The organism is Bradyrhizobium sp. USDA 4501 (assembly GCF_054062115.1).
In genome coordinates this window covers 8723976-8749356 of record NZ_JBSSEX010000001.1, presented here as the reverse complement: position 1 = coordinate 8749356, position 25381 = coordinate 8723976, and the positions used below count along the sequence as shown (strand labels likewise).

The following is a 25381-nucleotide window of genomic DNA, read 5'->3' as shown; positions in this document are numbered from 1 at the left end:
TCGGCGATCGAACATGATGGACCACGAAAAGGTAAACATCCTTCTGGTCGATGACCAGCCGGCGAAGCTGCTGGCCTATGAGGTCATCCTGAAGGAGCTCGGCGAGACACTGGTCGCCGCGTCGTCGGGCCGCGAGGCGCTGGAGTTCCTGCTCAAGAACGAAGTCGCGGTCATCCTGGTCGACGTCTGCATGCCAGAGCTCGACGGCTTCGAGCTCGCGGCGATGATCCGCGACCATCCGCGCTTCCAGAAGACCGCGATGATCTTCATCTCGGCGATCCAGGTCAGCGATATCGACCGGCTCCGCGGCTACGAGATGGGCGCGGTCGATTACGTGCCGGTGCCCGTCGTGCCCGAGGTGCTGCGGGCAAAGATCCGCGTGTTCGCCGAGCTCTACCGCAAGACACGACAGCTCGAACGCCTCAACGCGGAGCTCGAGGACCGCGTGCGCGCACGCACCGCCGAGCTCGAGCAGTCGACCACGCGACTGGTCGAAAGCGAGGCACGCCGCAGCATGGCGATTGCGGCCGGCAAGATGGGCTCGTGGGACTGGGATTGGGTCAACGGCGACTGGATGTGGGACGAGGGGCAATACAAGATCTTCGGCGTCGACCCGAAATCCTTCAAGCTCACCTCCGACAATATACAGGCGCTGTTTCATCCCGACGATGTCGAGCACCTCCGGCAAGCCTGGACCGGCTTCGGCAAGGGCCAGACGTCCTATGAAACCGAATTCCGCGTCATGCGGCCGGACGGCGAAGTGCGCTGGTGCGTCGGTACAGCCGCGGCCACCAGCGACCGCAACGGCAAGGTGGTACGGGTGAGCGGCGTCACCGTCGACATCACCGATCGCAAGAAGGCCGAGGAGCGGCAGAGCCTGTTGACCCGCGAGGTGGACCATCGCGCCAAGAACGCGCTCGCGCTGGCACAATCGATCGTGCGGCTGACGCGCGCGCAGAACGTGACCGCCTATGTGCGGGCGGTCGAGGGCCGCATCACAGCGCTGGCACGCGTTCACACCGTGCTGTCGCTGTCGAGCTGGCAGGGCGCCGAAATCCGGCGGCTGGTCGCCGAGGAGATCGCGCCGTATTCGGAAGCCGGACAGATCCAGATCGATGGCGAAGAGGTGCAGTTGCAGCCCGCGACCGCGCAGACCTTGGCGCTGGCGCTGCATGAGCTCGTCACCAACTCCGCCAAATACGGTAGCCTGTCGGTGCTGTCGGGCCGGCTTGCGATCACCTGGGAACTGCACGACGAAACGCTGATCCTGGCCTGGGTGGAATCCGGCGGACCTCCCGTGACCAAGCCGAAGCAGAGAGGTTTCGGCACGAGAAGCGTCATCGCCAGCATCGAGACCCAGCTCGGCGGCCGCGCCGACTTCGATTGGCGCACCGAGGGCCTGGTGTGCCGGCTCACGGTTCCGCTCAAGGCGCTGGCCGGAGAGCCCGCGGCCTACCGCGATTTGTCGACGGCCGAGCAGCGCCAGCCCATGGTCAGTTCCAGGGCCGTGTAGCGCCTCCCATCGAACAGGAACCAAGCGCCGGACGCTGCGGTTAACGGGGCTTGATCGCTCCATTCGTGGCTTGAGGTGCTGCCTTGGATGCCCAAACCCGAGAGCGCGGGCCGTCCGGGGAGAAGCCGCGGCAGCCCGAGCGCAACCCCGAGCAAGGATCGCGACCCGACCGCGGATCCGCGCCACAGCAGGAAACCGAGCGCAAGCCATCGATGCGCGACCGGCTGCGCGAGCACTGGCTGCTTGCCACAGTCGGCGCCTGTCTGCTCCTGCTCGCGATCATCGGTGGCGTGAGCTATTGGCTCAACGTGCGTCACTATGAATCGACCGATGACGCGTTCGTGGCCGCACGCAGCTTTGCGGTGGCGGCGAAGGTCGGCGGCTATGTCGTCGAGGTCCCCGTCACCGACAACCAGCACGTCAATGCCGGCGATCTCCTCGCGAGGATCGACGAGCGCGACTACAAGATATCAGTCGATCAGGCCAGCGCACAGGTCGCGGTCGCAGAGGCCAATATCGCCAATGTCGAGGCCCAGATCGACAGCCAGCAGGAGCAGATCAAGGAAGCCAAGGCGCAGCAGCAACAGGCCGAGGCGCAATTGAAGTTCGCGCGGGAGGAGGCGGAGCGCGCCCAGAACCTCGTCGAAAAGGGCGCGGGCACGGTGCAGCGGCAGCAGCAGACCCGCTCGGATCTCGACGCCCAGCAGGCCAATGCCAGCCGCGCCAGAACGGCAGTGACTGCCGCAGAGCTCGGCGTCAAGACGCTCGAGGCTCAGCTCAAGAGCAGCAAGGCATCGCTGGAGCAGGCGCAGGCCCAGCTCGATCAGGCCAAATTGAACCTGCAATATACCCGCATCGTCGCAGCGCAATCCGGACGCGTCGTCAAGCTGAGCGGCGCGGTCGGCACTTATGTGGCGCCGGCCCAGAGCGTCATGATGTTCGTTCCTGACGAGGTCTGGATCACCGCCAACTACAAGGAAACGCAGCTGACGGACATGCGCCCGGGCCAGCCGGTCGAGATCAGGATCGATGCGTATCCGGGGCGCAAGCTCACTGGCCGCGTGGCTTCGGTTCAGCCGGGCTCGGGCACTGCGTTCAGCCTGCTGCCGGCGGAGAACGCGACCGGCAATTTCGTCAAGGTCGTGCAGCGCGTTCCCGTGAAGATCGTGATCGACAATTGGCCGAATGACGTTCCGATCGGGCCGGGCATGTCGGTCGTGCCCTGGACCAGGGTGCGATGAGCGACGTTGCGGCAGGCGGCGGCGCGGCCTGGTCGCCGGAGCGTTCGGCTGCCGGCGGACATAATCCTTATCTGATTGCCTTCGTCGTCTCGATCGCGACATTCATGGAGGTGCTGGACACCACGATCGCGAACGTGGCCTTGCGCCATATCGCGGGCGGCCTGGCCGTCGGCATCGACGAGAGCACCTATGTGATCACCAGCTATCTGGTCGCCAACGCGATCGTGCTGTCGATCTCGGGCTGGCTCGCGACCGTGATCGGCCGCAAGCGCTTCTACATGATCTGCGTCGGCACCTTCGCGTTCGCGTCCCTGCTGTGCGGGCTTGCCTGGAGCCTGGAGGCGCTGGTTCTGTTCCGGATCATCCAGGGCCTTGGCGGCGGCGGGATGGCGACGAGCGAGCAGGCGATCCTCGCCGACTCCTTTCCGCCGGCCAAGCGTGGCCAGGCGTTCGCGATCTACGGCGTCGCGGTGGTGGTTGCTCCCGTGGTCGGGCCAACGCTCGGCGGCTGGATCACCGATACCTATAGCTGGCACTGGATCTTTCTGATCAACGTGCCGATGGGCTTGCTCTCGCTGTTCCTGGTCGGGACGCTGGTCAAGGAGCCGTTCGGCGCCGAGCAGGAGCGCAAGGAGCTCCTCAAGGACGGCCTGCGCGTCGACTACATCGGCTTCGTACTGGTCGCGATCGGGCTCGGTTCGCTCGAATTCGTGCTCGACGAAGGCCAGCGCAAGGACTGGTTCGGGTCCAACATGATCGTCGGCTTCGCGCTGGCCTCTGCGATTTGCCTGATCGCGCTGATCCCCTGGGAGCTGACGCGCAAGGACCCGATCGTCGATCTCCGCCTGCTGGGACGTCGCCAGTTCGGATCGTGCTTCCTGGTGATGCTGTGCACCGGCGCGGTGCTGATCTCGTCGACGCAGCTCCTGCCGCAGCTGTTGCAGACCGAGCTGAACTATACTGCGCTGCTTGCCGGGCTCGCAGTGTCGCCCGGCGGCGTCGTCACGCTGATCTTGATGCCGGTGGTCGGCCATCTCGTCAGTCGCGTTCAGCCGAAATATCTGATCGCGATCGGCGGCTGCATCGTCGCATTCTCGATGTGGCATCTGACGGGACTGAACGGCGACATCACCTATGGCTATGCCGCGCTCGCACGCATCTTTCTCTCCGCCGGCCTTCCGTTCCTGTTTCTCCCCGTCACGACGGCCTCATATGACGGCGTGCCGCCGGACAAGACCAACCAAGCCTCGGCGCTGATCAACGTCGCGCGCAACATCGGCGGGTCGATGGGCGTCGCACTCGCGCAGACCGCGCTGGCGCAACGCCAGCAATTCCACCAGAGCCGGCTGGTCGAACATGCCGCGCCGTCCGACATCGGGTATCAGCAGACCATCGACACGATGACGCGCTTCTTTGAGGCACAGGGGTCGAACGCATCGGACGCCGCGTCCCAGGCGGTCGCCTGGGTCGGCCAGACCTTGCAGCGGCAGGTCGACCTGCTCGCCTATATCGACGTGTTCTGGATGCTCTCGATCATCGGCCTCGTGATGATCCCGCTGGCGCTGATCATCAAACCGGTCGATCTGACGGCGCCACCCAAGGGACATTAGAGCAGACGACATTGTGAACGCGGGAGCGGCCGAACCACGCTATGAACGGCGTGGCCGAAGGGAAATCGCGCGAGGAGCATATGCCCAGGACGAGTCTTGTCGGTGCGGGTCTGTCGGTCGTCTTCCTCGCGGCGATCAGCATCACGCGGTCGGGCGCCGAGCCCGTGCTGAAAGGCGCGGAAGCCTTCGGCGACTGGCAACGCGACAAGCCGGGCACGGTGCGCCTGATCACGCCGCAGGACTTGCCCAAGCCCGGGGCAACGGCGTCGAGCAGCAAGTTTCCGCGCGTCATGCCGAGACCTGCATCGGCCACGCCGCAGGTGCCGGCAGGGTTCAAGGTCGAACTGTTTGCGAGCGGGCTCAGCGGCCCGCGGATCATCCGGACCGCGCCCAATGGCGATATCTACGTGGTGGAAACCGGCTCCGGCCGCATTCGTATCCTGCGCAGCGCCGAGGGCGCCACCAGGCCTGCGACCAATGAAGTCTACGCAACCGGCCTGAACCAGCCGTTCGGCATCGCGTTCTTTCCGAGCGGTGACAATCCGCAATGGCTCTATGTCGCCAACACCGACAGCGTCGTGCGCTTTGCCTACCGCAACGGCGATCTCAAGACGTCGGGAAAGCCCGAGACGATCGTCGCCCGGCTGCCGCCCGGCTACGGCCATGCCACGCGTGATATCGTGTTCACGCCGGACGACAAGCGGATGCTGGTGTCGGTCGGCTCCGCCGGCAACGCAGGCGAGGGGCTGGGTCGCCCGCCGAAGGGCATCGAGGCCTGGAGCCGCGACCATGCGCTCGGCGCGGCCTGGGGCGACGAGACCGATCGCGCCGCCGTGCTCGCCTTCGATCCTGATGGCAAGAACCAGAAGCTGTTTGCCACCGGGATCCGCAATTGCGTCGGGCTTGCGATCCAGCCGGGAAGCGGCACGCCGTGGTGCTCGACCAACGAGCGCGACGGCCGCGGCGACAACCTCGTGCCCGACTATGTGACGCGGGTCCGCGAAGGCGCGTTCTACGGCTGGCCCTGGTACTACATCGGCGGCAACGAAGACCCCGCGCATGCCGGCGCGCGGCCCGACCTGAAGGACAAGGTGACGGTCCCTGACGTGCTATTGCAGGCCCACTCGGCGTCGCTTGGCCTGACCTTCTACACCGGCAGCAGTTTTCCGCCGGAATATCGCGGCGATGCTTTTGCTGCCGAACACGGCTCGTGGAATCGGTCGAAGCGCACCGGCTACAAGGTCATCCGCATCAGGCTGAAGGACGGCGTGCCGACCGGCGAGTACGAGGATTTCGTCACCGGCTTCGTCATCGGCGACAATGAGGTCTGGGGCCGTCCGGTCGGTGTGACGGTCGCGCGCGACGGCGCACTGCTGGTCTCCGAAGACGGCAACGGCACGATCTGGCGCGTCAGCCGCGACTAGCGCTGCAGGCGGCGCGCGCTAGCCGAGCCCGTCCTTGAGGCCATACTCCTCGTAGATGGTCAGGGGATCGGTGTCGGGAAACAACCGGCACTTGGCCTGCGCAAGATGCAGCGTGACGGCGCCGGCCTCACATCTGGCGGTCAGGATTTTTCGGACATCCTCCATATGCGCGCGCGGCTGATGCTTTGACGGCAATTGTTCGAGCGCCACCAGCGCTGTGGCCAGGGCCTCCGTGACCACCCATTCGTCGTGTCCGGTAATTCCCTTTCGCGGCATCGCCACACCCTCCGTAGCACCGGCTGCGACATTGTAGCGCGAGATGGGTGGGGGCTGTCATCAGCCAACATGGCCAGGGCAGCGGGGAACCGGTTCGCGTGGCCCTGCCACGATGCGCCGCAGGGAACCGGCGTGGCAGCGCGCGGAAGCAATGATTAGAACCACGAGGCTCGCTTCTTCGTCTCGGGTCAGTCCACCCAAATGTTCGCTCCCTATCTCTTGGCCTGGAGTCTTGTCCCCGACGGCGCCCCGATCGTGACGCATGCCGCACGGTTGCTGCCGGTGCGCCGGCATGGGGAGCCAGCGATGCTCAAGCTCTCGCACGAGCCGGACGAGCGCCTCGGTGCCGTCGTGATGGAGTGGTGGGACGGCGAAGGTGCGGCGCGGGTTCTTGCCCGTGACGGCGACGCCCTTCTGCTCGAGAGGGCGACGGGATCGGCTTCGCTCAGCGAAATGGCGCGAACCGGCCGGGACGACGAGGCGTGCAGGATTCTCTGCGCAACGGCTGATCGGCTTCACGCCGAGCGAGCGAAGCCGCGGCCGGATCTGACGCCGCTGACGCATTGGTTTCGTGAGTTGTGGCCTGCGGCGAGGGCGCATGGCGGCATTCTGATCCGATCGGCGGAAGTTGCCGAAGCTCTGCTGGGCAGTCAGCGTGAGATCGTGGTCCTGCATGGCGACCTGCACCATGACAACGTGCTCGACTTCGGCGCGCGCGGCTGGCTTGCGATCGATCCGAAGCATCTCGTCGGCGAGCGCGGCTTCGACTTCGCCAACATCTTCACCAATCCGGATCTTGCGGATCCGACACGGCCGGTCGCGACCGAACCCGGACGCTTTGCGCGGCGGCTCGACATCGTCGTTGAAGCCGCGCGGCTGGATCGCCGGCGCCTGCTGTCATGGATCGTAGCCTGGACCGGCTTGTCGGCCGCATGGTTTCTGGGGGATGACGATCCGCTCGCCGAAATCGACCTTACGATTGCACAGCTCGCCGCCGCCGAACTCGACCGGATGGCGTAGGGCGCGCAGCGACTACGCCGCCGCGGCGCTGGCTCCACTCAGCGACACGCTCAAAATCCGCCACTTCGAGATATCGAAGAAATAGGCGGCCTTGATGCGCGCGGAAGCGGGGTCCGGCGCCTGAATCGCGGTGTGGAATTGCCGCGTCCCATCGCTCAGCGAAATCCGGAATGTCTGCATTGGTCGAACCTCCACGCGCGGATGCTGCGGCACGGGGAGTTAACATCCAGTTGCTGTTGACGGCGCGCGCGACACGCTTGCTTCACTCACTCAGGTGAAGCCGGCGGCAGCCGCACCATCGTGTCCTCTGCGCCAACGACGCGTCCATCCTGCGCGCGCAATTCGAGCCGTCGCACCGGCAGCCCGTTCTTGCGGTCGACCAGCAGCACATGCGCCTCATCGGGTTCAAAGAAGAAATCCTCACCCCACTGGCGGAGCGCAACGAGGAGGGGAAAGAGGCCGCGTCCCTTTTCGGTCAGCACATATTCCTGGTAGGGGCTGCCGTCGCTTGCGGGCACCGTCTCCATGATGCCGTGCGCCAGAAGATTGCGGAGCCGGACCGAGAGGATGTTCTTGGCAAGCCCGAGGCTCTTCTGAAACTCGCCGAAGCGACGCAGCCCGTCGAACGCATCGCGGACAATCAGCAACGACCACCAGTCGCCGATCGCATCCAGCGGCCGGGCGACGCCGCACATCGAGTCCCTGTGGCTCACTCGCTTGGCCATCGTGATCCTCAACACTCATTCCCTGGGGGATGATCGGCGCTCAGTGCCGCGGCCGGAAAACCACCCGATCGTTGGTTCGATATATTGGTTGCAAAGTAAAACCTCAAGCTATACACGATGGTTTCAAATTGAAACCACGTGAGGTCAGAGCCGTGATCCCAGCCGACGCCGCGTTCGACGGCACCTTTCCTTTCGCACCGCATTTCAGCGCGGCACCGGGCTTTCAGATGCATTATGTCGACGAAGGTCCGCGGGACGGCGAGGTGGCGCTTTGCTTGCACGGCGAACCAAGCTGGGGCTATCTGTTCCGCCACCTCGTGCCGGGCCTCAGTGCGACGCACCGGGTGGTCGTTCCGGATCACATGGGTTTTGGCAAGAGCGCGACGCCGGCGCATCGCAGCTATTGGCTGCAGGACCATGTCGACAATCTCGAAGCGCTGGTCCGCGCGCTCGATCTCACCGACATCACGCTCGTCATGCATGATTTCGGCGGCCCGGTCGGCATGGGGCTGGCGGCCCGGCATCCGGGCCGGATCCGCCGCATCGTCTCCGCCAACGGGCCAACGCCGTTCGGGCAGAGCGATCTGTTCGATCGCGTCGCCGCCAACGCGCAGGTCTCGCCGTGGTTTCAATGGATCGCAAAGGCCGATGCGAGCGGCGACCTCGAGCCGGTTCTCGGACAGCTCGGCTTCAACATTTTGAGCACGCTGAAGCTCAACGGATTCGAGAACAACGCCGTCATCACGGACGCCTGGCTCGCCGCCTACGGCGCGCACTTCGCCCGTCCGGCGGACTGCCTCGGTGCGATCGGCTGGGCCAAGGGCTTTGCGATCGGCGCGCATCAATTCCAGGCGCCCGATTCCGCCGCCGACCGCTTGATCCGCAGCAAGCCTGCGCTCGCGATCTGGGGCGAGGCGGACCGCACGCTGCGCGCGGAGCATTTCCTGCCGCTGTTTTCCGCAATCTTCCCGACGGCGCCGGTCAGGCGCCTTGCCGGCGTCGGGCATTACTGCTTCGAGGATGCGCCTGGGGAAATCGCCGGCCTGATTGCGGAGTTCATGCGGCAGACGTGACTACGCGTCACATCGTGCATTCCGCCGAGATCGCAGCCTCAAGTGTCGGCACCCAAGCCTTGTAGGCGGCCGCGGTGAAATGAATTCCGTCGGCCATTTTCGCGCCGGGCGGCAGATGCGCATCGATGAACCGAACGCCACGCGCAACTGCGGCGGCTTCGATCGCCCGGTTGGTCGATTCGTCAGCTGCGACGGCGATGGCCACCAATGGCCGCGTCGAGAGCGACTTGACGGTCTCGATGAGGTCGGTGAAGTCGCGTTGCGCCGTTGGCGATCCGGCGTCGTTGGCGCCGACCGCGAGCACGAGCAAGAACGCGCCCTGGTCCTGCAGCACGCGCCGGGCGAGTTGCTTTGCCTCCGCGATGGTCTGACCGCCAACGCCGGCATTGACGACCGGACGTCCGCAGAGCTGCCGGGGCAGCGGAGCCATTTCGGTGATGCTATCGCCAAGCACGACGATCGGCGCCGGCGCATCGCGTATCATGAATTCGCGCACCGCGGCATGATCGTGAAAGGCGTGCTGAGACACTTCGCCGAAACGGTTGCGCATCCTCTGCAGCTCCGCAAAGGAAGCGACAAAACCAATCAGAAAAGTAACGGCCAAAACCCAAGGTAGTGCGCGACGCATTGCTCCTCAGAGCTATCATCGCGGCTCCAGCCCGAGCAATATTCGGAAACACCCGCACAACGCCGGAGCGATCACTTTCTGCGGATCACGTCCTGCGGGAGGTGGCCGGATACGGCGGCGCGCAACCCGTTACCTCCGTTGCGGCCATTTGGTGGTTGGCTATCGCTGCCGCTTTGGTCTCAGCTCTGAGCCCGGCTGGACAGCGCCCAATTGAAAGCGGTGGCGGAAGGGGTGGGATTCGAACCCACGGTACCCTTGCGGGCACGCCGGTTTTCAAGACCGGTGCCTTAAACCACTCGGCCACCCTTCCGGATCAAGGATCAGGCCCTTAGCGTAGGGCGGCGCCGAACGCAACGCGAACTTGGCGGCGAAACCCGGGCCGACCCGTCATTCGCCGGTCCGTGGGCCTGGGGCTCATGCTCGCAACGCCGTTGACCGCGAGGGCCCACCTTGGCCATCATGACGCCCATGAAGCGTGTCCTCTTTCTCTGCACCGGCAACTACTATCGCAGTCGATACGCAGAGGAACTGTTCAATCATCTTGCAAGAGCCGAACAACTGGCGTGGCGCGCATCCTCCAGAGGCGCGGCCGAGCGGGGATCGCCCGACAATGTCGGGCCGATGTCAGTCTTCACCGACGATCGTCTCCGCGCGAGCGGCATCGTTCCGGAAGGCGCAACGCGGTTTCCGCAGCCCTGTTCATTGGCCGACTTCGACGACGCCGACCTCGTGATCGCGCTCAAGGAGGCCGAGCACCGTCCGCTGATCGAGCGCCGGTTCCCGGAGGTCGCCGACAGGGTGACTTACTGGCAAGTTGACGATATCAACTTTGCTCATCCGTCAGTCGCGTTGGCCATGATCGACGATCACATCCGCACGCTGGTTTCGGCGCTCAGGTCATCGGTTCGCGCTTCAGGAAAATCTCGAGCGCAAACGTAGCCGGGCGCGCGAGCATGTCGCTGATGCGTTCGAGGTCGTCGATGGCGACGATCTCGAGGCGGCCTTCGATCACCGTCAATTGGTCGATGGGCACGTCGCGCGCGAGGAACACCTCGCCGCGAAGCGTGCCGTTTGGCGTTGCATGATCGGGACCGGAATAGCGGTCGATCAACTCGAAACGCTCGGGCGGCAGGTAGTAGCCGATCTCCTCGTGGATCTCGCGAACGACGCATTCGAGGAAGGTCTCGGCGCCCTCCCGCCGTCCGCCAAACAGGCTGATCGTTCCGCGATCGGTAACATGCGGGAGGTCGTCGCGCAGTTGCATCAGCAGCCGGCTATCTGTGCTGACGAGAAGGGCGGACGTTCCCTCCCTGACACGGCCGGTCATCCGTACATCCTCTTCGGGAAACGGCGAGGATGCGTCACGAGTGGGGCGGGGAGAAGACAGCGCGTCTGCCGCAACCCGTTTGGCGGGGAATGAGTAGGGGTAACCGATGCCCGTCGCACGGGGCACCGGCAAAATCTCAAAAACGTTCAGCCGAAAGCGAACGCCAGCAGGCTCGAGCACAGCAGCACGAGGCTTGCTGCGGTCAGGGTCAGAAACCCGTCGGAGACCAAATCGTGATTACGCATGATACACCTGCCTTCAATCGATGCTCATCCGAATTGATTAAAGCTTTCCGAACATTCACTCCTGGAAAGAGGTGACGCGTCTTTCCGCCTTCAACGGACTGTCAGGCCCGGTACCGATAGCCTTCCACGGCGTGCGCCAAGAAGATCGCCGCACTCACCAGGCCCATCACCGCTGTAACCGTCTCGATCATCGCAAACTTCCTTTGCGCCCCACACGGAGGAGAGAACGATTGCAGGCTTGCACAGTCAAAAAGATTCAATTGTTGGAATCCAAGATGCGCCCGGACTGATGATTTGCTGCAACAGTGTGTCTGATCGCGGGACAGGCGAGGGCGTTTGGCGGGGGCGAAGGTCAGTAGAACGACGGAGGAGGCACAACAGACCATTCACCAAGACGCCACCGCCCGCCGGCTCTCCCCATTTCCGCCGTGTTCCGGTTGCGATATCGTCACGCTCTGGTGCGGAGGTGGGCCGCACAGCGACGGCAAGGGACTTCGACGCCTCGGAGTGGGCGCAGGTCCGGCAGAATGGTACTTGGGGCAGATGGGGATTAGACGGCCAGATTCGATGATCCGGACGGCGCGCGGCGCCGTTGCGGTGGCGACGTGCCTCGTCCTCGCCAATTGTGCCTCTTCGAACAAGTTCGCCAGCCGGGTCGACCCCAAATACGGGGTGTCGTCGAGCGCGCGCGTGGTGGCGCTGGGTGATCCCGTGCCGAAAGGCGGCGGCACCTATCGCATCGGCAAGCCGTACGTTGTTGCCGGCCGCACCTATGTGCCGGAGGAAAACGAGAACTACCGCGCCGAGGGCATGGCGTCCTGGTACGGCGACGATTTCCATGGCCGCCTGACCGCCAATGGCGAGGTGTTCGACATGGGCTCGCTCACCGCCGCCCATCCGACCTTGCCGATGCCGAGCTACGCCCGCGTCACCAATCTGAGCAATGGCCGATCGCTCGTCGTTCGGGTCAATGACCGCGGCCCGTACCACGGCAATCGCCTCATAGACGTCTCGAACAAAGCCGCAGAACTGCTTGAATTCAAAGGCAATGGCGTGGCGCGCGTTCGCGTCGAATATGTCGGCCGGGCGCCGCTCGAGGGGTCCGACGACCGCCAGCTGATGGCGACCTTGCGCACCGGTACTCCAGCGCCGTCCCCGTCGATGGTCCGCGTCGCCTCCGCACGGCCGTTCGTGCCGGAGATGTCGTCCTCCTCGGGCCGGGTCCGTGGCGACGTTCCGTTGCCTGAGGGGCGGCCCTACAGCCTCGGCAACACCCAGGCCGACTACGCCTCGGTGAGCGCCACCTCGGAAATGTCGGCCTCGAGCCGGTCACACCGCCGCGCCCTGAACAATCCGCGCGAAGTCTCCTATGAGGGCGACGCGCGCTACGCCGCAAGCCCGAGCCCGGCGGCCGCCTATGTCCCGATCGACGCGCGCGGACCGGCCGAAGTCCTGAGCGGGCGCGGGCTCTACTGAGCCATGCGTTTACAGATCAGGCTGTTGGCCTGATCACTTCAGAAACGCGATCAGCGCCGCGTTGACCTCGTCGGGGCGCTCTTGCTGGATCCAGTGGCCGGCCCCCTCGATGATCAGCTTCTGCTTGAGGTTCGGCAGCACGCGCTCCATGTCCGCGACACGCTTGGCGCCGATCAGCCCGGTGATCACCGAATCATTCGAGCCGGCGATGAACAGCGACGGCTGATGGATCTGCGCGTCCTGCCAGGGCGCGGTCAGCTCCCAGTTGCGGTCGAGATTGCGGTACCAGTTGAGGCCGCCGCGGAAGCCGGATTGCTGATAGCCTTCGGCGAATTCGGCAATGTCGGCCTCGGTCAGCCAGGCCGGCAACGGCATTCCGGCCGGCAGCTTGCCGAGGAAGCCCTTGGCCTCGTCGACGAACATCGAGCTTGGATCGGAGACGCCACGCCCGAGCACCAGGCGCATGGTGTGGGCGATGTCGCGCTCGAACTCGGCCTCGGCCACGCCGGGCGGCTGGAAGTACTGCCAATAGAAATTGGTGATGCCGCTGTCGCGCAGGGTCTCGAGCGGGCGACCGCGGCCGCGGAACGGCGGCGGCACGCTGAGGCCGGCGACTTTCGTGAAGATGTCGGGACGGAACAGGGCCGCGTGCCAGGCCACCGGCGCGCCCCAGTCATGGCCGACGATCATCGCGCGTGTCTCGCCGAGCGCGGCAACCAGCGCCACCATGTCTCCGACCGTATCGAAGATCGTGTAGGCGCCAACCTCGGCCGGCGCGCCGGTGCGGCCGAAGCCGCGCATGTCAGGCGCGACGACCCGAAAGCCTGCCGCGGCCAGCGCCGCGATCTGGTGCCGCCATGAATAGGACAGTTCCGGCCAGCCATGGCAGAGCACGACCAGCGGGCCTTGCCCGGCCTCGCGCACGAACATGTCGATGCCGTTGGCGGAGATGGTGCGGGAGGATGACATTCGCGTTTCCGCCTTGTTTGCCGGTTCTGCTTACGTTGGCTGGTTCCAAGGATAGGGACGTTCAACGCAACCGGCAATCCGGCCGGCCGTGCACAAGCGCAGAAACCTCAGTTGTTTGCGATACTTCCAGCTGTTAGAACGCAGTCTTTCAGGACATCGCCGATGGCAGCCCAGACCGCAGTTCCCCGCACGTTGTCAGCTCGCGCCGGGCGTTGCTGGCGCGGCCTGGTCGCGGCCGCGGTCGCGCTGGCGATCGGTTGCGGCGGAGTGGTCTATGCCGCCAACAACAGTGTCCAGGGCGCCAAGAAGGAAGAGGGCGGGTTCGACGGCGATGCGCCGACCGCGATCCTGGTGGAGGCCTCAAGCGGCAGCGTGCTGTTCGAGAAGAACGCCGACGAGCTCCGCGCGCCATCCAGCATGATGAAGCTGATGACGGCCGAGGTGGTGTTCGACGCCATCAAGAAGGGCGACGTCAAGCTCACGGACGAGTACCGGATCAGCGAGAACGCCTGGCGGCGGGGCGGGGCGCCGTCCGGCACCTCGACGATGTTCGCGGCGATCAACAGCAAGGTCTCGGTCGACGATCTCCTGCATGGCGCGATCATCCCGAGCGGCAACGATGCCTGCATCGCGCTCGCCGAAGGCATTGCCGGCAACGAACATAGCTTTGCGACCGACGTCATGACCAAGCGCGCCCGCGAGCTCGGCATGACCAAGTCGACCTTCGGCAATTCCAACGGGCTGCCCGACCCGGCCAACAAGATGACGGTGCGGGAGCTCGCAACGCTGGCGCGCCACATCATCCTGACCTACCCGGACCGGTACAAGCTGTTCGGCGAGAAAGAATTCACCTGGAACAAGATCCGCCAGCAGAACCGCAATCCGCTGCTGAACGCGTTGCCCGGTGCCGACGGCTTGAAGACCGGCTACACCAAGGAAGGCGGCTACGGCATGGTCGGCTCGGCGGTGCAGAACGACACGCGGCTGATCGTCGTGGTCAATGGCCTCGAGGATTCCGAGGACCGCGCGACCGAAGCCAAGAAGATGCTGGAATGGGGGTTCCGCAGCTTCGAGACCCGGACCCTGATCGCGGCCAACCAGCCGGTCGGCTACGCACGGGTGTTCGGCGGCGAGAGCCGCTCGGTCAAGCTCGTCAGCCCCGATCCGATCAAGGTGATGGTGTCGAAGAACGGCAACGACAAGCTGCTCGCGCGCATCATCTATAGCGGCCCGGTCAAGGCGCCGATCACCGCCGGCCAGAAGATCGGGGTGGTGCGGGTGTGGCGCGGCGCCAATGTCGCGATGGAGGCTCCGGTCTTCGCAGCGGACGCGGTCGGCACCGGATCGACGATGCGTCGCGCGCTCGACGGCGCTCAGGAGTTGGTCATCGGCATGTTCCGCGCAGGGGTCGAGAAGCTCTGACATGGCGGAAGCAGCAGTCCAACGGCCGAGCTTGCGCGGTCGCTTCATCACCTTTGAGGGCGGCGAGGGGTCGGGCAAATCGACCCAGATCCGCAAGCTTGCCGAGCGGCTCGATGCCGCCAAGCTGCGCGCGATCGTGACCCGCGAGCCGGGCGGCTCGCCGGGGGCGGAGATCATCCGTCACCTCGTGCTGTCGGGGATGGGCAAGCTGCTCGGGCCGGAGGCCGAGACGCTGCTGTTTGCCGCTGCGCGCGACGACCATGTCCGCACCGTGATTCTGCCGGCGCTCAATCAGGGCATCTGGGTGCTGTGCGATCGCTTCTTCGATTCCACGCGTGCCTATCAGGGCCAGCTCGGGCAGGTGTCGCCCGAACTCGTCAACGCCATGCAGCGCGTGACCATCGGCGATCTCAAGCCCGATCTGACCTTCATCCTCGATGTGCCGGTCGAGGTCGGACTGCAACGCGCCGCCGCGCGCCGCGGCACCGCTACGGCCGATCGCTTCGAAGCCGAAGGCATCAAGTTCCATCAGGATTTGCGTGACGCGTACCGCCGGATCGCGGCCGAAGATCCGGAGCGCTGCGTGCTGATCGACGCTACGGCCGATCCGGACACGGTCACGGCCAGGATATGGACCGCGCTGCGCGAACATCTGCGCGCAACGCTTGCGGCGGACAGCATCGCATGAGCGCGCGCAAGGTCGAACAGGAGAGCGCCGCCCGCCATCCGCGCGAAACGCCGGATTTATTCGGGCATCGCGAGGCGGAGACCGCCTTGCTCGATGCCTATCGCAGCGGACGAATTCCGCACGCCTGGCTGATCGGCGGGGCGCAGGGCATCGGCAAGGCGACGCTGGCCTACCGCATGGCGCGGTTCGTGCTGGCATTTCGCAATCCGAAATCGTCCCAGGTGCAGCAGGCGCCGACGCTGCTGGTCGATCCGGCCGACCCCGTGGCGCGGCAGGTCGCGGCAGGCGCTCATGGCGGGCTGCTGGTGCTGGAGCGCGGCCTCAACGATCGCGGCGTGATGCGGACCGTCATCACGGTCGACGAGACGCGCGAGACCATCTCGTTCTTCGGCTCGACGGCTGCGGTCGACGGCTGGCGCGTCTGCATTGTCGATACCGTCGACGAGCTCAATCCCAACGCCGCGAACGCACTGCTGAAAATCCTCGAGGAGCCGCCACAGCAGTCGCTGTTCCTCCTGGTCAGCCACGCACCGTCACGGGTGCTGCCGACCATTCTGTCCCGCTGCCGCAAATTGCTGCTGCGGCCGCTGGAGACGGACGATGTGGTGCGCGCGGCCGCGGCTGCAACCGATATCGAAGCCGACGATCCCGCGCTGGCGGAAGCCGCCGCAGCATCCGAAGGCAGCGTCGGGCGGGCGCTGTCGCTGCTCGGCGGCGATGCGCTGAAACTGCAGCAACGCACGGCCGCGCTGCTCGCGACGCTTCCGAGTGTCGATCCGCGTGAGCTGCATTCGCTGGGCGAAGCGCTCGGCACCAGCGACCGCGTCGCGCTCGCCGCCTTCATCGACGGCATCGATCGCTGGATGAGCGAGTGCATGCGCACGGGCGATGCCAATGCCAATCTGCCGCGCCTTGCACGGCTGGCGGAGGTATGGGAAAAGATCGTCCGCGCCGCGCGCGATACCGAAGCCTACAATCTGGAGCGCAAGCCGCTGGTTTTCTCGGTGTTTTCGATGCTCGCGGATGCGACCCGATAGACACCGCGTCTTAAACGCATCTGCTGAAAACACATCCGTCTGACAACACTCCCGACAATCTCGTTTCGATCTGCAAAGGATTCCGTGGTGGCGACCGCTAAGAAGAAATCGTCGAAAAAAGCCAAGAAGACGAAGAAGGCATCGCCCGCTCGCGCGACCAGCAAAGCAACGGCGAAGGCGCGCGCAGCCAAGAAGGCCGGGCGCGTCGCCAAGAAAGCGAAGAAGGCCGCCAAGTCCAAATCCAAGACCGGAGCCAAGGGCGCCAGGAAATCGGCGGCAAAGAAGGTCGTCAAAAAGGCCGTCAAGAAGGCTGCGAAGCAGACGGCCAAGAGCACGGCCAAGAAGGCTGCTGCGAAGGCCACCAAGGCTGCGCCGAAGAAAGCAGCCGCAGCAGCCGCCGCACTGGCGGCAAAGAAGCCCGCTCTGCCGATGGCTCCCGTTACCGAGAAGGCGCAGAGACCGGCAAAGGTTCGCGCGCCGAAGCAGCCCAAACCCGCGGCGGTGGCTCCTGCGGCCGCTTCCGTTCCGGTGCCCGCCGCGGACCGCGGCAACGTCTTCTACATCACGACCGCGATCGCCTATCCGAACGGGCAGCCGCATATCGGCCACGCCTATGAGGCGATCGCGACCGACGCATTGGCGCGCTTCCAGCGGCTCGACGGCAAGGACGTATTCTTCCTGACCGGCACCGACGAGCACGGACAGAAGATGATCCAGACCGCGGCCGGCGAGGGCATGACGCCGTTCGATCTCGCGACCCGCAACGCCGCGCGGTTCAAAGAGATGGACGAGCGGCTCAACGTCTCGTTCGACCGCTTCATCCGCACCTCGGAGCCTGCTCACCACAAGTCGGTGCAAGAGATCTGGCGCCGCATGCAGGACAATGGCGACATCTATATCGACACCTATGCCGGCTGGTACTCGGTGCGCGACGAGGCCTATTACGCCGAGGAAGAGACCGTCGTCGGCGAGGACAATGTCCGCCGCGGCCCGCAGGGCACGCCGGTCGAATGGGTCGAGGAGAAGAGCTATTTCTTCAAGCTGTCGGCCTACCAGGACAAGCTGCTGCACCTTTATGAGAGTCAGCCCGATTTCATCGGCCCGGATTCGCGCCGCAACGAGGTGATGAGTTTCGTGCGCGGCGGGCTCAAGGACCTCTCGATCTCGCGCACCACGTTCGACTGGGGCGTCAAGGTCCCGGACGATCCCGAGCACGTGATGTATGTCTGGGTCGACGCGCTGACCAACTACATCACCGGCGTCGGCTATCCCGATGAGAACGACAAGCATTGGCGCTACTGGCCGGCCGACGTGCACATCATCGGCAAGGACATCATCCGCTTCCACGCCGTGTACTGGCCGGCCTTCCTGATGTCGGCAGGCATTCCCGTGCAGAAGCGGGTCTATGCACACGGCTTCCTGTTCAACAGGGGCGAGAAGATGTCGAAGTCGGTCGGCAACGTGGTCGACCCCTTCAATCTCGCCGAGCAGTACGGCGTCGACCAGATGCGCTACTTCTTTCTGCGCGAAGTGCCGTTCGGCCACGACGGCAACTACAACCACGAGGCCATCGTCGCGCGTATCAACGCCGACCTCGCCAATGATTTCGGCAATCTGGCGCAGCGCTCGCTGTCGATGATCGCCAAACAACTCGGCGGCGTGCTGCCGGAGCCCGGCGAATTCAGCGACAACGACAAGGCGCTTCTGGCGCAGGCCGACGCCATGCTGGAGACGTCGCGGACCGCGATGGCGACGCAGCAGATCCATCAATGGCTCAACACGGTCTGGGCCGTGGTCGCCGAGGCCAACCGCTATTTTGCCGGCGAGGCGCCGTGGGCGCTGGCGAAGACTGATCCCGCGCGCCAGAAGACGGTGCTGTATGTCACCGCCGAAGTCGTGCGCCAGATCGCGATCATGGCGCAGGCCGTGATGCCGGAGTCCTGCGGCAAGATGCTCGACAGCCTCGGTATCGCTGCTGACGCGCGCAGCTTTGCCGCGGTCGCCGAACGGATCAAGCCGGGTACGGTTTTGCCGGCGCCTGTCGGCGTCTTCCCGCGCTATGTGGAACCGAAGACCGAGTGAGCGGTTCGAAATTCATGCTGGTCGACAGTCATTGCCATCTCGATTTCCCTGATTTCGCCGACGATCTCGACGGGATCGTCGGGCGCGCCGAGGCGGCCGGCATTGGCCGCATGGTCACGATCTCGACCCGGGTGAGACGGCTCGGCGGTCTGCTCGCGATCACGGAGCGCTTTCCCGACGTCTACTGCTCGGTCGGCACCCATCCGCATCATGCCGATGAAGAGGACGGCATCCCGGCCAGCGAACTGATCGAGCTGACGAAGCATCCGAAGGTCGTGGCGCTCGGCGAGGCGGGGCTCGACTATTTCTACGAGCACGGGTCGCGCGAGGCGCAGGAGCGCGGCTTTCGCGCGCACATCGCCGCGGCGCGCGAGACCGGCCTGCCGCTCGTCATCCATACCAGGGAGGCCGATGAGGATTGCGGCCGCATCCTGGAGGACGAGGTCGCGAAGGGCCCGTTCAAGGCGGTTCTGCATTGCTACACCGGCGGGCGCGAACTCGCGATGAAGGCGATCGCGCTTGGGCTGTCGATCTCGTTCACGGGCATCCTGACCTTCAAGAAGTCCGACGCGCTGCGGGCCCTGGCAGCCGAGCTGCCGGCCGACCGCATCATGGTCGAGACCGACGCGCCATATCTTGCGCCCGGCAAATTCCGCGGCAAGCGCAACGAGCCGTCCTATGTCGTCGAGGTCGCCAGGGTGCTCGCGGAAACCCGCGGCGTCTCCCTGGAGGAGATCTCGCGGCAGACCACCGAAAACTTTTTCCGGCTGTTCTCCAAGGTGCCGGCGCCGAAGGTTGCTGCATGACGCTGACACTGACCATTCTGGGCTGCGGCTCGTCCGCCGGCGTGCCGCGCCCGGCACTCGGCTGGGGCGCCTGCGACCCCAGCAATCCCAAGAACCGCCGCCGCCGCTGCTCGATCATGGCCGAGCGCACCATGGAGCACGGCACCACGCGGGTCGTGATCGACACTTCGCCCGATCTGCGCGAGCAGCTGATCGACAGCAATGTCGAGCACATCGACGCGGTGTTCCTGACGCATGAGCATGCCGACCAGACCCACGGCATCGACGATTTGCGCTCGGTCGTGCTGCATCAGCGCCGCCGCATCCCGGTCTACTTCAACCAGTCGACCGCCAAGGACATGATGGCGCGGTTCTCCTATTGCTTCATCTCGCCGGAAGGCAGCGACTATCCGCCGATCCTGACGCGGCATTCGATCGAGGCCGGCGAGAGCCATACGGTCCAGGGGAAGGGCGGTCCGCTGAAGCTCGCGGCCTTCCTGGTACATCATGGCAAGATCCCGGCGCTCGGCTACCGCATCGGCGGCGCCGCCTACACGCCCGATCTGCACGACATCCCCCAGGAAAGCTGGCCGGCGCTCGAAGGTCTCGATCTCTGGATCGTCGACGGCTTGCGCTATGCGCAGCATCCCAGCCATTTCAGCGTTGCGGACGCGCTGTCGTGGATCGAGCGCTTCAAGCCGAAGCGCGCGGTCATCACCAACATGCATTCCGACCTCGACTACGAGGTGCTGCGGCAGAGCCTGCCGGCCGCCGTCATCCCGGCCCATGACGGCATGCGGCTGACGCTCGACCGGGCAGGCTGAAGGCTCAGGCCGAGATCGCCTTGGCCGATCCGACTTGGTTGCGCAGCAGGAATTTCTGGATCTTGCCGGTCGAGGTCTTCGGGATCACGCCGAACACCACGGATTTCGGCGTCTTGAAACCCGACATGTGCTCGCGGCAATAGGCGATGATCTCGGCCTCGGTCGCCTTGGCGCCGTCCTTCAGCTCGATGAAGGCGCAGGGCACTTCACCCCATTTCGGGTCGGGCTTGGCCACGACTGCCGCAAACAGCACGGCCGGGTGCTTGTAGAGGATGTCCTCGACCTCGACGGAGGAGACGTTCTCGCCGCCGGAGATTATGATGTCCTTGGAGCGGTCCTTGATGATGACGTAGCCGTGCTCGTCGAGCACGCCGAGATCGCCGGTGTGAAACCAGCCGCCGGCAAAGGCTTCCTGCGTCGCCGTCGCGTTCTTCAGGTAACCCTTCATCACGATGTTGCCGCGGAACATGACCTCGCCGATGGTCTCGCCGTCGCGCGGCACCTCGCGCATGGTCTCGGGATCGAGCACCGTGACGCCTTCCTGCAGCGGATAGGACACGCCCTGGCGCCGCTTCAGCTGCGCGCGCGCATCAGCCGACAGCTCGTCCCAGCCCGGCTGCTCGGCGCAGACGGAGGCGGGGCCATAGACCTCGGTCAGCCCGTAGACGTGGGTCAGCTTGATGCCGATGCGCTCGCCACCCTCGAGCACCGCAACCGGCGGCGCCGCGCCGGCGATCAGGCCGACGACGGGCTTTGCCTTGCCACCCTTTGGCGCATCGGGCGCGTTGATCAGCGTGTTGTAGACGATCGGCGCGCCGCACATGTGGGTGACGCCGTGCCTCGGGATCAGTTCGAAGATCTTGGCCGGGTCGACCTTGCGCAGGCAGACATTGACGCCGGCGGCCGCCGCGATCGTCCAGGGGAAGCACCAGCCGTTGCAATGAAACATCGGCAGCGTCCAGAGATAGACCGGATGCTGACCGAGATTGCCGGCGAGGATGTTGCTGACGGCGTTGAGATAGGCGCCGCGGTGATGCGTCACGACGCCCTTGGGATTGCCCGTCGTACCCGACGTATAGCTCAGCGCGATCGCGTCCCATTCGTCGGCCGGCGGCCGTTCCACGAAGCCGGGATCGCCCGCCGCGACGGCAGCCTCATACTCGATCTCGCCGATCCGCTTGCCGCCGCCAAAGGCCGCGTCATCGACGTCGATCACGAACGGCTTTGCGCCCTTCATCAGGGTCAGGGCCTCCGCGATCACGCCGGAGAATTCGGGATCGACCAGAATGATCTTTGCGCCGCCATGCTCGAGCTGGAACGCGATCGATGCCGCGTCGAGGCGGATGTTGAGCGCGTTGAGCACCGCGCCGGTCATCGGCACCGCGAAGTGCAATTCGTTCATCGCCGGGATGTTCGGCAGCATCGCCGCGACCGTGTCGCCATGGCCGATGCCACGGCCCGCGAGATAGGACGCAAAGCGCCTGCAGCGCTCGTAGGTCTCTTTCCAGGTGAAGCTGCGGCCCTCATAGACCGCGCTGAGATGGTCGGGATAGACGGCGGCCGAGCGCGCCAGGAAGCTCAGCGGCGAGAGCGGCACGTAGTTGGCCGGCGTCTTGTCCAACCCGATCGAGTACTGGTTCTGAGCTGCACTCATGGCTCTATCCCATCCGCAAGGTGCTTTACAGGAAACCGATCGATATCCAGGGGAAGATGGCGACGATGATCAGGCCGATCAACAGCGCCAGCATGTAACCCCAGATCGGCCGGATACCCTCGGCCGGATCGACGCGCCCGATGGCGCAGGCGGCATAATAGCCGACCCCGAACGGCGGCGCGAACAGCCCGATGCCCATCGCCAGGATGATGATCATGGCGTAGTGCACCTCGTGGACGCCGACCTGGTGCGCGATCGGAAACAGCAGAGGCCCGAACAGCACGATCGCCGGGATGCCCTCGAGCACGCTGCCGAGGATCACGAAGGCCAGGATCGAGACCGCAATGAAGGTCGCTGAACCGCCCGGCAGCCCGGTCATCGCCGCCGCCAGCGCCCGCGAGAAGCCGGACTGGGTCAGGCCCCAGGCCATGCCGGTCGCGGTGCCGATGATGAACAGGATCGCCCCCGACAGGCACGCCGTGTCGATCAGCATCGGCAACAGCCGCCGCCAGTTGAACTTGCGGTAGATCAAGAGGCCGATGACGAAGGCGTAGACGATGCCGATGGTCGACACTTCGGTGGCGGTGGCGATGCCTTCGACCACGGCGTAGCGGATCACGAAGGGCAGGGCCAATGCGGGCAGGGCGAATACCAACGCCTTGCCGATCTCGCTGCCGGTGGCGCGCTGGACGTGGCTGCGATCCTCGCCGCGGTAGCGCCACCACACCAGCCCCGACAGCGTGATCGCCAGCACCACGCCGGGCAGCAGGCCGCCGGTGAACAGCGCCGAGATCGAGACGCCGGTCACCGAGCCGATCGTGATCAGCACGAGGCTCGGCGGAATGGTTTCGGTCTGCGCGCCGGTGGCGGCGAGCAGGGCGACCAGATCACCCGGCTTGGCGCCGCGCTGCTTCATCTCCGGGAACAGCACGGGCGCGACCGCGGCCATGTCGGCCGCCTTCGATCCGGAGATGCCGGAGACAAGATACATGGCGCCGACCAGCACGTAATGCAGGCCGCCGCGGACATGGCCGAGCAGGCTCGCCAGGAACGCCACCATGGCCCGCGCCATGCCGGTCATCTCGATCAGGAGACCGAGGAAGACGAACAGCGGCACCGACAGCAGGATCAAATGGCTCATGCCCTCATCCATCCGGCCGACCAGCACCATCAGCGGCGTTCGGGTCGTCAGCGCCAGATAGCCGAAGATCGCCATGCCGAAGGCAAAGCCGATCGGCACGCCGGCGAACACGCAGAAGCCGACCACGCCGACGAAGAAGATGATCAGGTTGAGATTGCCGAGCGGCCGCAGCATCGGCTGTGCGAGCCAGAACAGCCCGATCAGCGCAGCTACGGTCAGCGCGGCCAGCAGGAAGGTCCTGAAATCGCCGACCCGCGCCAGCCGCAGCAGCGCGAACAGCGCCATCAGGCAGGTGCCGACCGGCAGCGCCGCCGCGCGCCAGGTGTTGGATATCTGCAGCGCCGGCGTCGTGATGAAGCTCTCCTCGTAGGCGTATTCATAGGCCGGCCGCACGATCAGGATCAGGAATGCCAGTGCGGCGCAGGTCGCGACAACGTCGAGATAGGCCCAGAGCCGCGGTCCCGCACTTGCGACCAGCGCCGTCATCCGCATGTGCTCGCCGCGGCGAAACGCCACCGCCGAGCCGAGCATCGCGAGCCACAGGAACAGGATCGACGCCAGTTCATCGGACCAGATCAACGGCGCATGGAGCACGTAGCGCGACACCACGCCGGCGAACAGGATCACGACCTCGGCGACGACAAGGATCGCCGCCGGGATTTCCACCAGCATCCCGAGCGCCGCGTCGATGGAACCGAGGACGGAGCGGCGGCGAGGGGGCTGCGACGCCGCCTCGCCGGCCACGGCCGGCGTCATCTCGACATGAGCCATGGCAAACCTCCCGCTTGATTTGATCGATCAGGACAGTTTGCCGACGGACTTCTCGAGCAGATCCCAGGCCTTCTCGCCGTACTTGCCCTTCCACTCGGCGTAGAAGCCGGCGGTGCGGAGCTTGTCGCGGAACGGCCCGACCTCGGGCTGGTTGAACACGAGCCCCTTGCCCGTGAGCTCCTGCTTCACGGTGGCGTTCAGCTTCTCGGTGTCCTCACGCTCCTTGACGGCCGCCGCGTTGACGTTCTTGGCGACGATGGTCTTGATATCGTCCGGCAGCGCCGCCCAGGCCCGGCGGTTCATCAGGAACCAGAAGCCGTCCCACATGTGGTTGGTCATCGAGCAGTATTTCTGCACCTCGTAGAGCTTCGCCGCCGAGATCAGCGCCAGCGGGTTTTCCTGGCCTTCGACGATCTTGGTCTGCAGCGCCGAATAGACCTCGCTGAAATTGATCGAGGCGGGCGATGCATCGAACGCCTTGAACATCGAGGTCCACAGCGGCGACACCGGCACGCGGATCTTGAAGCCCTTGAGGTCGTCGGGACCGGTGATCGGCTTGGTCGACGATGTGGTCTGCCGGAAGCCGTTGTCCCAGATCTTCTCCATGACCTCGAGGCCGGCCTTGTTGATCTCGCCGCGCACATAGGCGCCGAGCTCGCCGTCCATGGTCTTCCAGACCGTGGGATAGTCCGGGAATGCGAAGCCGATGCCGTTGATCGAGGCGGCCGGCACCAGGGTTGCCAGGATCAGGCCGGACAGCGTGAAGAACTCGACGCCGCCGGAGCGCACCTGGCTCAGCATGTCGGTATCGGAACCGAGCTGGCTGTTCGGGAACACCTGCAGGTCGAAACGGCCGTTGGTCTCGGTCTTGATCGCCGCGGCCATCTCCCGGGCGCGCGCCACGAACGGATGCGACTCCGGCAGGTTGTTGGCGAACTTGTAAGAGAACTCGGCCGACTGGGCGCGCGCGACATAGGGCGCGCCGATCCCGCCGAGGACGGCGGAAGCGGCGGAAACCTTCAGCAGCGTGCGTCGTGAAAAGCTCATTGGTTGCTCCCTCAAGAGGCTTGTTGTTGTTCTGAGATGCCATCCTATACGGACCTGATGCCGCGGGGTCACCAGCGATCTCTGCACAACTGGGGCTTATTGCAGCGTCCGTACGCGGCGGCAATATCGGCTTTCAGACGAGATGCGCGCGCGTGCATCGCTGCGGCTGGCGACAGTTCGGGACACACCGCCACGCGCGCCAACTTGCGGACCAGTGCGAAGATTTCCCACTAAATATCTGATCTAATTGTAGATATAAATATTCCATAATATACCTTATGCGAATTATGGATATGGGCGTGGCTACGATCACCGGCAGCTATCCCATAGCTCCGCTCACCTTCGCCGTGACGCCGAGAATCAGGAACCTTGGCTCCGTCTGACAGATCGACGGCCCAGTCCT

23 protein-coding genes and 1 tRNA gene are annotated in these 25381 nt (G+C 65.1%); 14 read left to right on the top strand and 10 right to left on the bottom strand.

Translation table 11 applies throughout. From position 1 onward, the window contains the following. The first annotated feature begins 16 nt into the window (after positions 1 to 16). From ACVWZM_RS40830 to ACVWZM_RS40815, 4 genes are all read left to right on the top strand, one after another. Positions 17 to 1513: a sensor histidine kinase gene (locus ACVWZM_RS40830; protein WP_057018673.1), complete on the top strand. Its 1497-nt coding sequence runs from the start codon at positions 17 to 19 to the stop codon at positions 1511 to 1513. 83 nt (positions 1514 to 1596) lie between these two features. Continuing rightward, positions 1597 to 2754 (top strand): HlyD family secretion protein, encoded by a 1158-nt coding sequence (locus ACVWZM_RS40825; protein ID WP_253623888.1) that lies wholly within the window; start codon positions 1597 to 1599, stop codon positions 2752 to 2754. Then, positions 2751 to 4364 carry a DHA2 family efflux MFS transporter permease subunit gene (locus ACVWZM_RS40820; RefSeq protein ID WP_456856053.1) on the top strand — a complete coding sequence of 538 codons (1614 nt, stop codon included), beginning with the start codon at positions 2751 to 2753 and terminating at the stop codon, positions 4362 to 4364. The genes ACVWZM_RS40825 and ACVWZM_RS40820 overlap by 4 nt, the downstream gene beginning before the upstream one ends. Before the next feature lie 80 nt (positions 4365 to 4444). Beyond that, positions 4445 to 5788, top strand: a complete 1344-nt coding sequence (locus tag ACVWZM_RS40815) for a PQQ-dependent sugar dehydrogenase (protein WP_456856051.1) — start codon at positions 4445 to 4447, stop codon at positions 5786 to 5788. A gap of 18 nt (positions 5789 to 5806) precedes the next feature. Here ACVWZM_RS40815 and ACVWZM_RS40810 read toward each other — a convergent pair whose 3' ends face one another. Next, positions 5807 to 6064: a hypothetical protein gene (locus tag ACVWZM_RS40810; RefSeq protein WP_028340659.1), complete on the bottom strand. Its 258-nt coding sequence runs from the start codon at positions 6062 to 6064 to the stop codon at positions 5807 to 5809. A 201-nt stretch (positions 6065 to 6265) separates the two neighbouring features. Between ACVWZM_RS40810 and ACVWZM_RS40805 the strand changes: the two genes are divergently transcribed. After that, positions 6266 to 7084, top strand: coding sequence for an aminoglycoside phosphotransferase family protein (locus ACVWZM_RS40805; protein WP_456856049.1), 819 nt, complete (start codon positions 6266 to 6268; stop codon positions 7082 to 7084). 12 nt (positions 7085 to 7096) lie between these two features. Here the strand turns inward: ACVWZM_RS40805 and ACVWZM_RS40800 are convergent, their stop codons facing one another. Then, positions 7097 to 7264, bottom strand: coding sequence for a hypothetical protein (locus tag ACVWZM_RS40800; RefSeq protein ID WP_016847764.1), 168 nt, complete (start codon positions 7262 to 7264; stop codon positions 7097 to 7099). A gap of 86 nt (positions 7265 to 7350) precedes the next feature. Further along, positions 7351 to 7809, bottom strand: a complete 459-nt coding sequence (locus ACVWZM_RS40795; RefSeq protein ID WP_229190720.1) for a winged helix-turn-helix transcriptional regulator — start codon at positions 7807 to 7809, stop codon at positions 7351 to 7353. A gap of 152 nt (positions 7810 to 7961) precedes the next feature. Between ACVWZM_RS40795 and ACVWZM_RS40790 the strand changes: the two genes are divergently transcribed. Next, positions 7962 to 8882, top strand: a complete 921-nt coding sequence (locus ACVWZM_RS40790) for an alpha/beta fold hydrolase (protein ID WP_456856047.1) — start codon at positions 7962 to 7964, stop codon at positions 8880 to 8882. 7 nt (positions 8883 to 8889) lie between these two features. On the opposite strand, the gene ACVWZM_RS40785 is transcribed toward ACVWZM_RS40790, so the two are convergent. Next, positions 8890 to 9432: an SGNH/GDSL hydrolase family protein gene (locus tag ACVWZM_RS40785; protein WP_456856045.1), complete on the bottom strand. Its 543-nt coding sequence runs from the start codon at positions 9430 to 9432 to the stop codon at positions 8890 to 8892. 298 nt (positions 9433 to 9730) lie between these two features. Continuing rightward, positions 9731 to 9820 (bottom strand) — tRNA-Ser (locus tag ACVWZM_RS40780). Between the two features lie 149 nt (positions 9821 to 9969). Between ACVWZM_RS40780 and ACVWZM_RS40775 the strand changes: the two genes are divergently transcribed. Further along, the gene (locus tag ACVWZM_RS40775) at positions 9970 to 10449 is read left to right on the top strand and encodes an arsenate-mycothiol transferase ArsC (protein WP_456856849.1); all 480 of its coding nucleotides are present in this window, start codon (positions 9970 to 9972) and stop codon (positions 10447 to 10449) included. On the opposite strand, the gene ACVWZM_RS40770 is transcribed toward ACVWZM_RS40775, so the two are convergent. Beyond that, a complete protein-coding gene (locus ACVWZM_RS40770) occupies positions 10403 to 10963 on the bottom strand; it encodes an NUDIX domain-containing protein (protein ID WP_456856043.1) in 561 nt (186 codons plus the stop codon). The two genes, ACVWZM_RS40775 and ACVWZM_RS40770, sit on opposite strands and share 47 nt — an antisense overlap. A 662-nt stretch (positions 10964 to 11625) precedes the next feature. Here ACVWZM_RS40770 and ACVWZM_RS40765 point away from each other — a divergent pair. Next, a complete protein-coding gene (locus ACVWZM_RS40765; protein WP_456856041.1) occupies positions 11626 to 12558 on the top strand; it encodes a septal ring lytic transglycosylase RlpA family protein in 933 nt (310 codons plus the stop codon). 33 nt (positions 12559 to 12591) lie between these two features. Here ACVWZM_RS40765 and ACVWZM_RS40760 read toward each other — a convergent pair whose 3' ends face one another. Further along, a complete protein-coding gene (locus ACVWZM_RS40760; RefSeq protein ID WP_168856387.1) occupies positions 12592 to 13527 on the bottom strand; it encodes an alpha/beta fold hydrolase in 936 nt (311 codons plus the stop codon). A gap of 162 nt (positions 13528 to 13689) precedes the next feature. On the opposite strand from ACVWZM_RS40760, the gene ACVWZM_RS40755 reads away from it, so the two are divergent. The 6 genes from ACVWZM_RS40755 to ACVWZM_RS40730 all read left to right on the top strand — a co-directional run bounded on the left by ACVWZM_RS40755 (position 13690) and on the right by ACVWZM_RS40730 (position 20365). Then, a complete protein-coding gene (locus ACVWZM_RS40755; RefSeq protein ID WP_456856039.1) occupies positions 13690 to 14949 on the top strand; it encodes a D-alanyl-D-alanine carboxypeptidase family protein in 1260 nt (419 codons plus the stop codon). 1 nt (position 14950) lies between these two features. Further along, positions 14951 to 15637 carry a dTMP kinase gene (gene tmk / locus ACVWZM_RS40750; protein ID WP_168856388.1) on the top strand — a complete coding sequence of 229 codons (687 nt, stop codon included), beginning with the start codon at positions 14951 to 14953 and terminating at the stop codon, positions 15635 to 15637. Next, entirely contained in the window at positions 15634 to 16674 is a 1041-nt protein-coding gene (locus ACVWZM_RS40745) for a DNA polymerase III subunit delta' (RefSeq protein ID WP_456856038.1), read from the top strand. The genes tmk and ACVWZM_RS40745 overlap by 4 nt, the downstream gene beginning before the upstream one ends. An 87-nt stretch (positions 16675 to 16761) precedes the next feature. Next, positions 16762 to 18756 (top strand): methionine--tRNA ligase, encoded by a 1995-nt coding sequence (gene metG / locus ACVWZM_RS40740; protein ID WP_456856036.1) that lies wholly within the window; start codon positions 16762 to 16764, stop codon positions 18754 to 18756. A gap of 14 nt (positions 18757 to 18770) precedes the next feature. Next, complete coding sequence (locus ACVWZM_RS40735; RefSeq protein ID WP_057018720.1) at positions 18771 to 19562, top strand: TatD family hydrolase; 792 nt, start codon at positions 18771 to 18773, stop codon at positions 19560 to 19562. After that, positions 19559 to 20365 carry an MBL fold metallo-hydrolase gene (locus ACVWZM_RS40730; RefSeq protein ID WP_456856035.1) on the top strand — a complete coding sequence of 269 codons (807 nt, stop codon included), beginning with the start codon at positions 19559 to 19561 and terminating at the stop codon, positions 20363 to 20365. Before ACVWZM_RS40735 ends, ACVWZM_RS40730 begins: the two co-directional genes overlap by 4 nt. Before the next feature lie 4 nt (positions 20366 to 20369). Here the strand turns inward: ACVWZM_RS40730 and ACVWZM_RS40725 are convergent, their stop codons facing one another. Genes ACVWZM_RS40725 through ACVWZM_RS40715 form a run of 3 tightly spaced genes read right to left on the bottom strand, consistent with a single transcriptional unit; the run spans position 20370 to position 24978 of the window. Further along, a complete protein-coding gene (locus tag ACVWZM_RS40725) occupies positions 20370 to 22019 on the bottom strand; it encodes an acyl-CoA synthetase (RefSeq protein ID WP_310884697.1) in 1650 nt (549 codons plus the stop codon). Positions 22020 to 22044: 25 nt separating this feature from the next. Continuing rightward, positions 22045 to 23931: a TRAP transporter large permease gene (locus ACVWZM_RS40720; RefSeq protein WP_156436347.1), complete on the bottom strand. Its 1887-nt coding sequence runs from the start codon at positions 23929 to 23931 to the stop codon at positions 22045 to 22047. A gap of 27 nt (positions 23932 to 23958) precedes the next feature. Continuing rightward, complete coding sequence (locus ACVWZM_RS40715) at positions 23959 to 24978, bottom strand: TRAP transporter substrate-binding protein (RefSeq protein ID WP_456856034.1); 1020 nt, start codon at positions 24976 to 24978, stop codon at positions 23959 to 23961. Positions 24979 to 25381 lie beyond the last annotated feature (403 nt).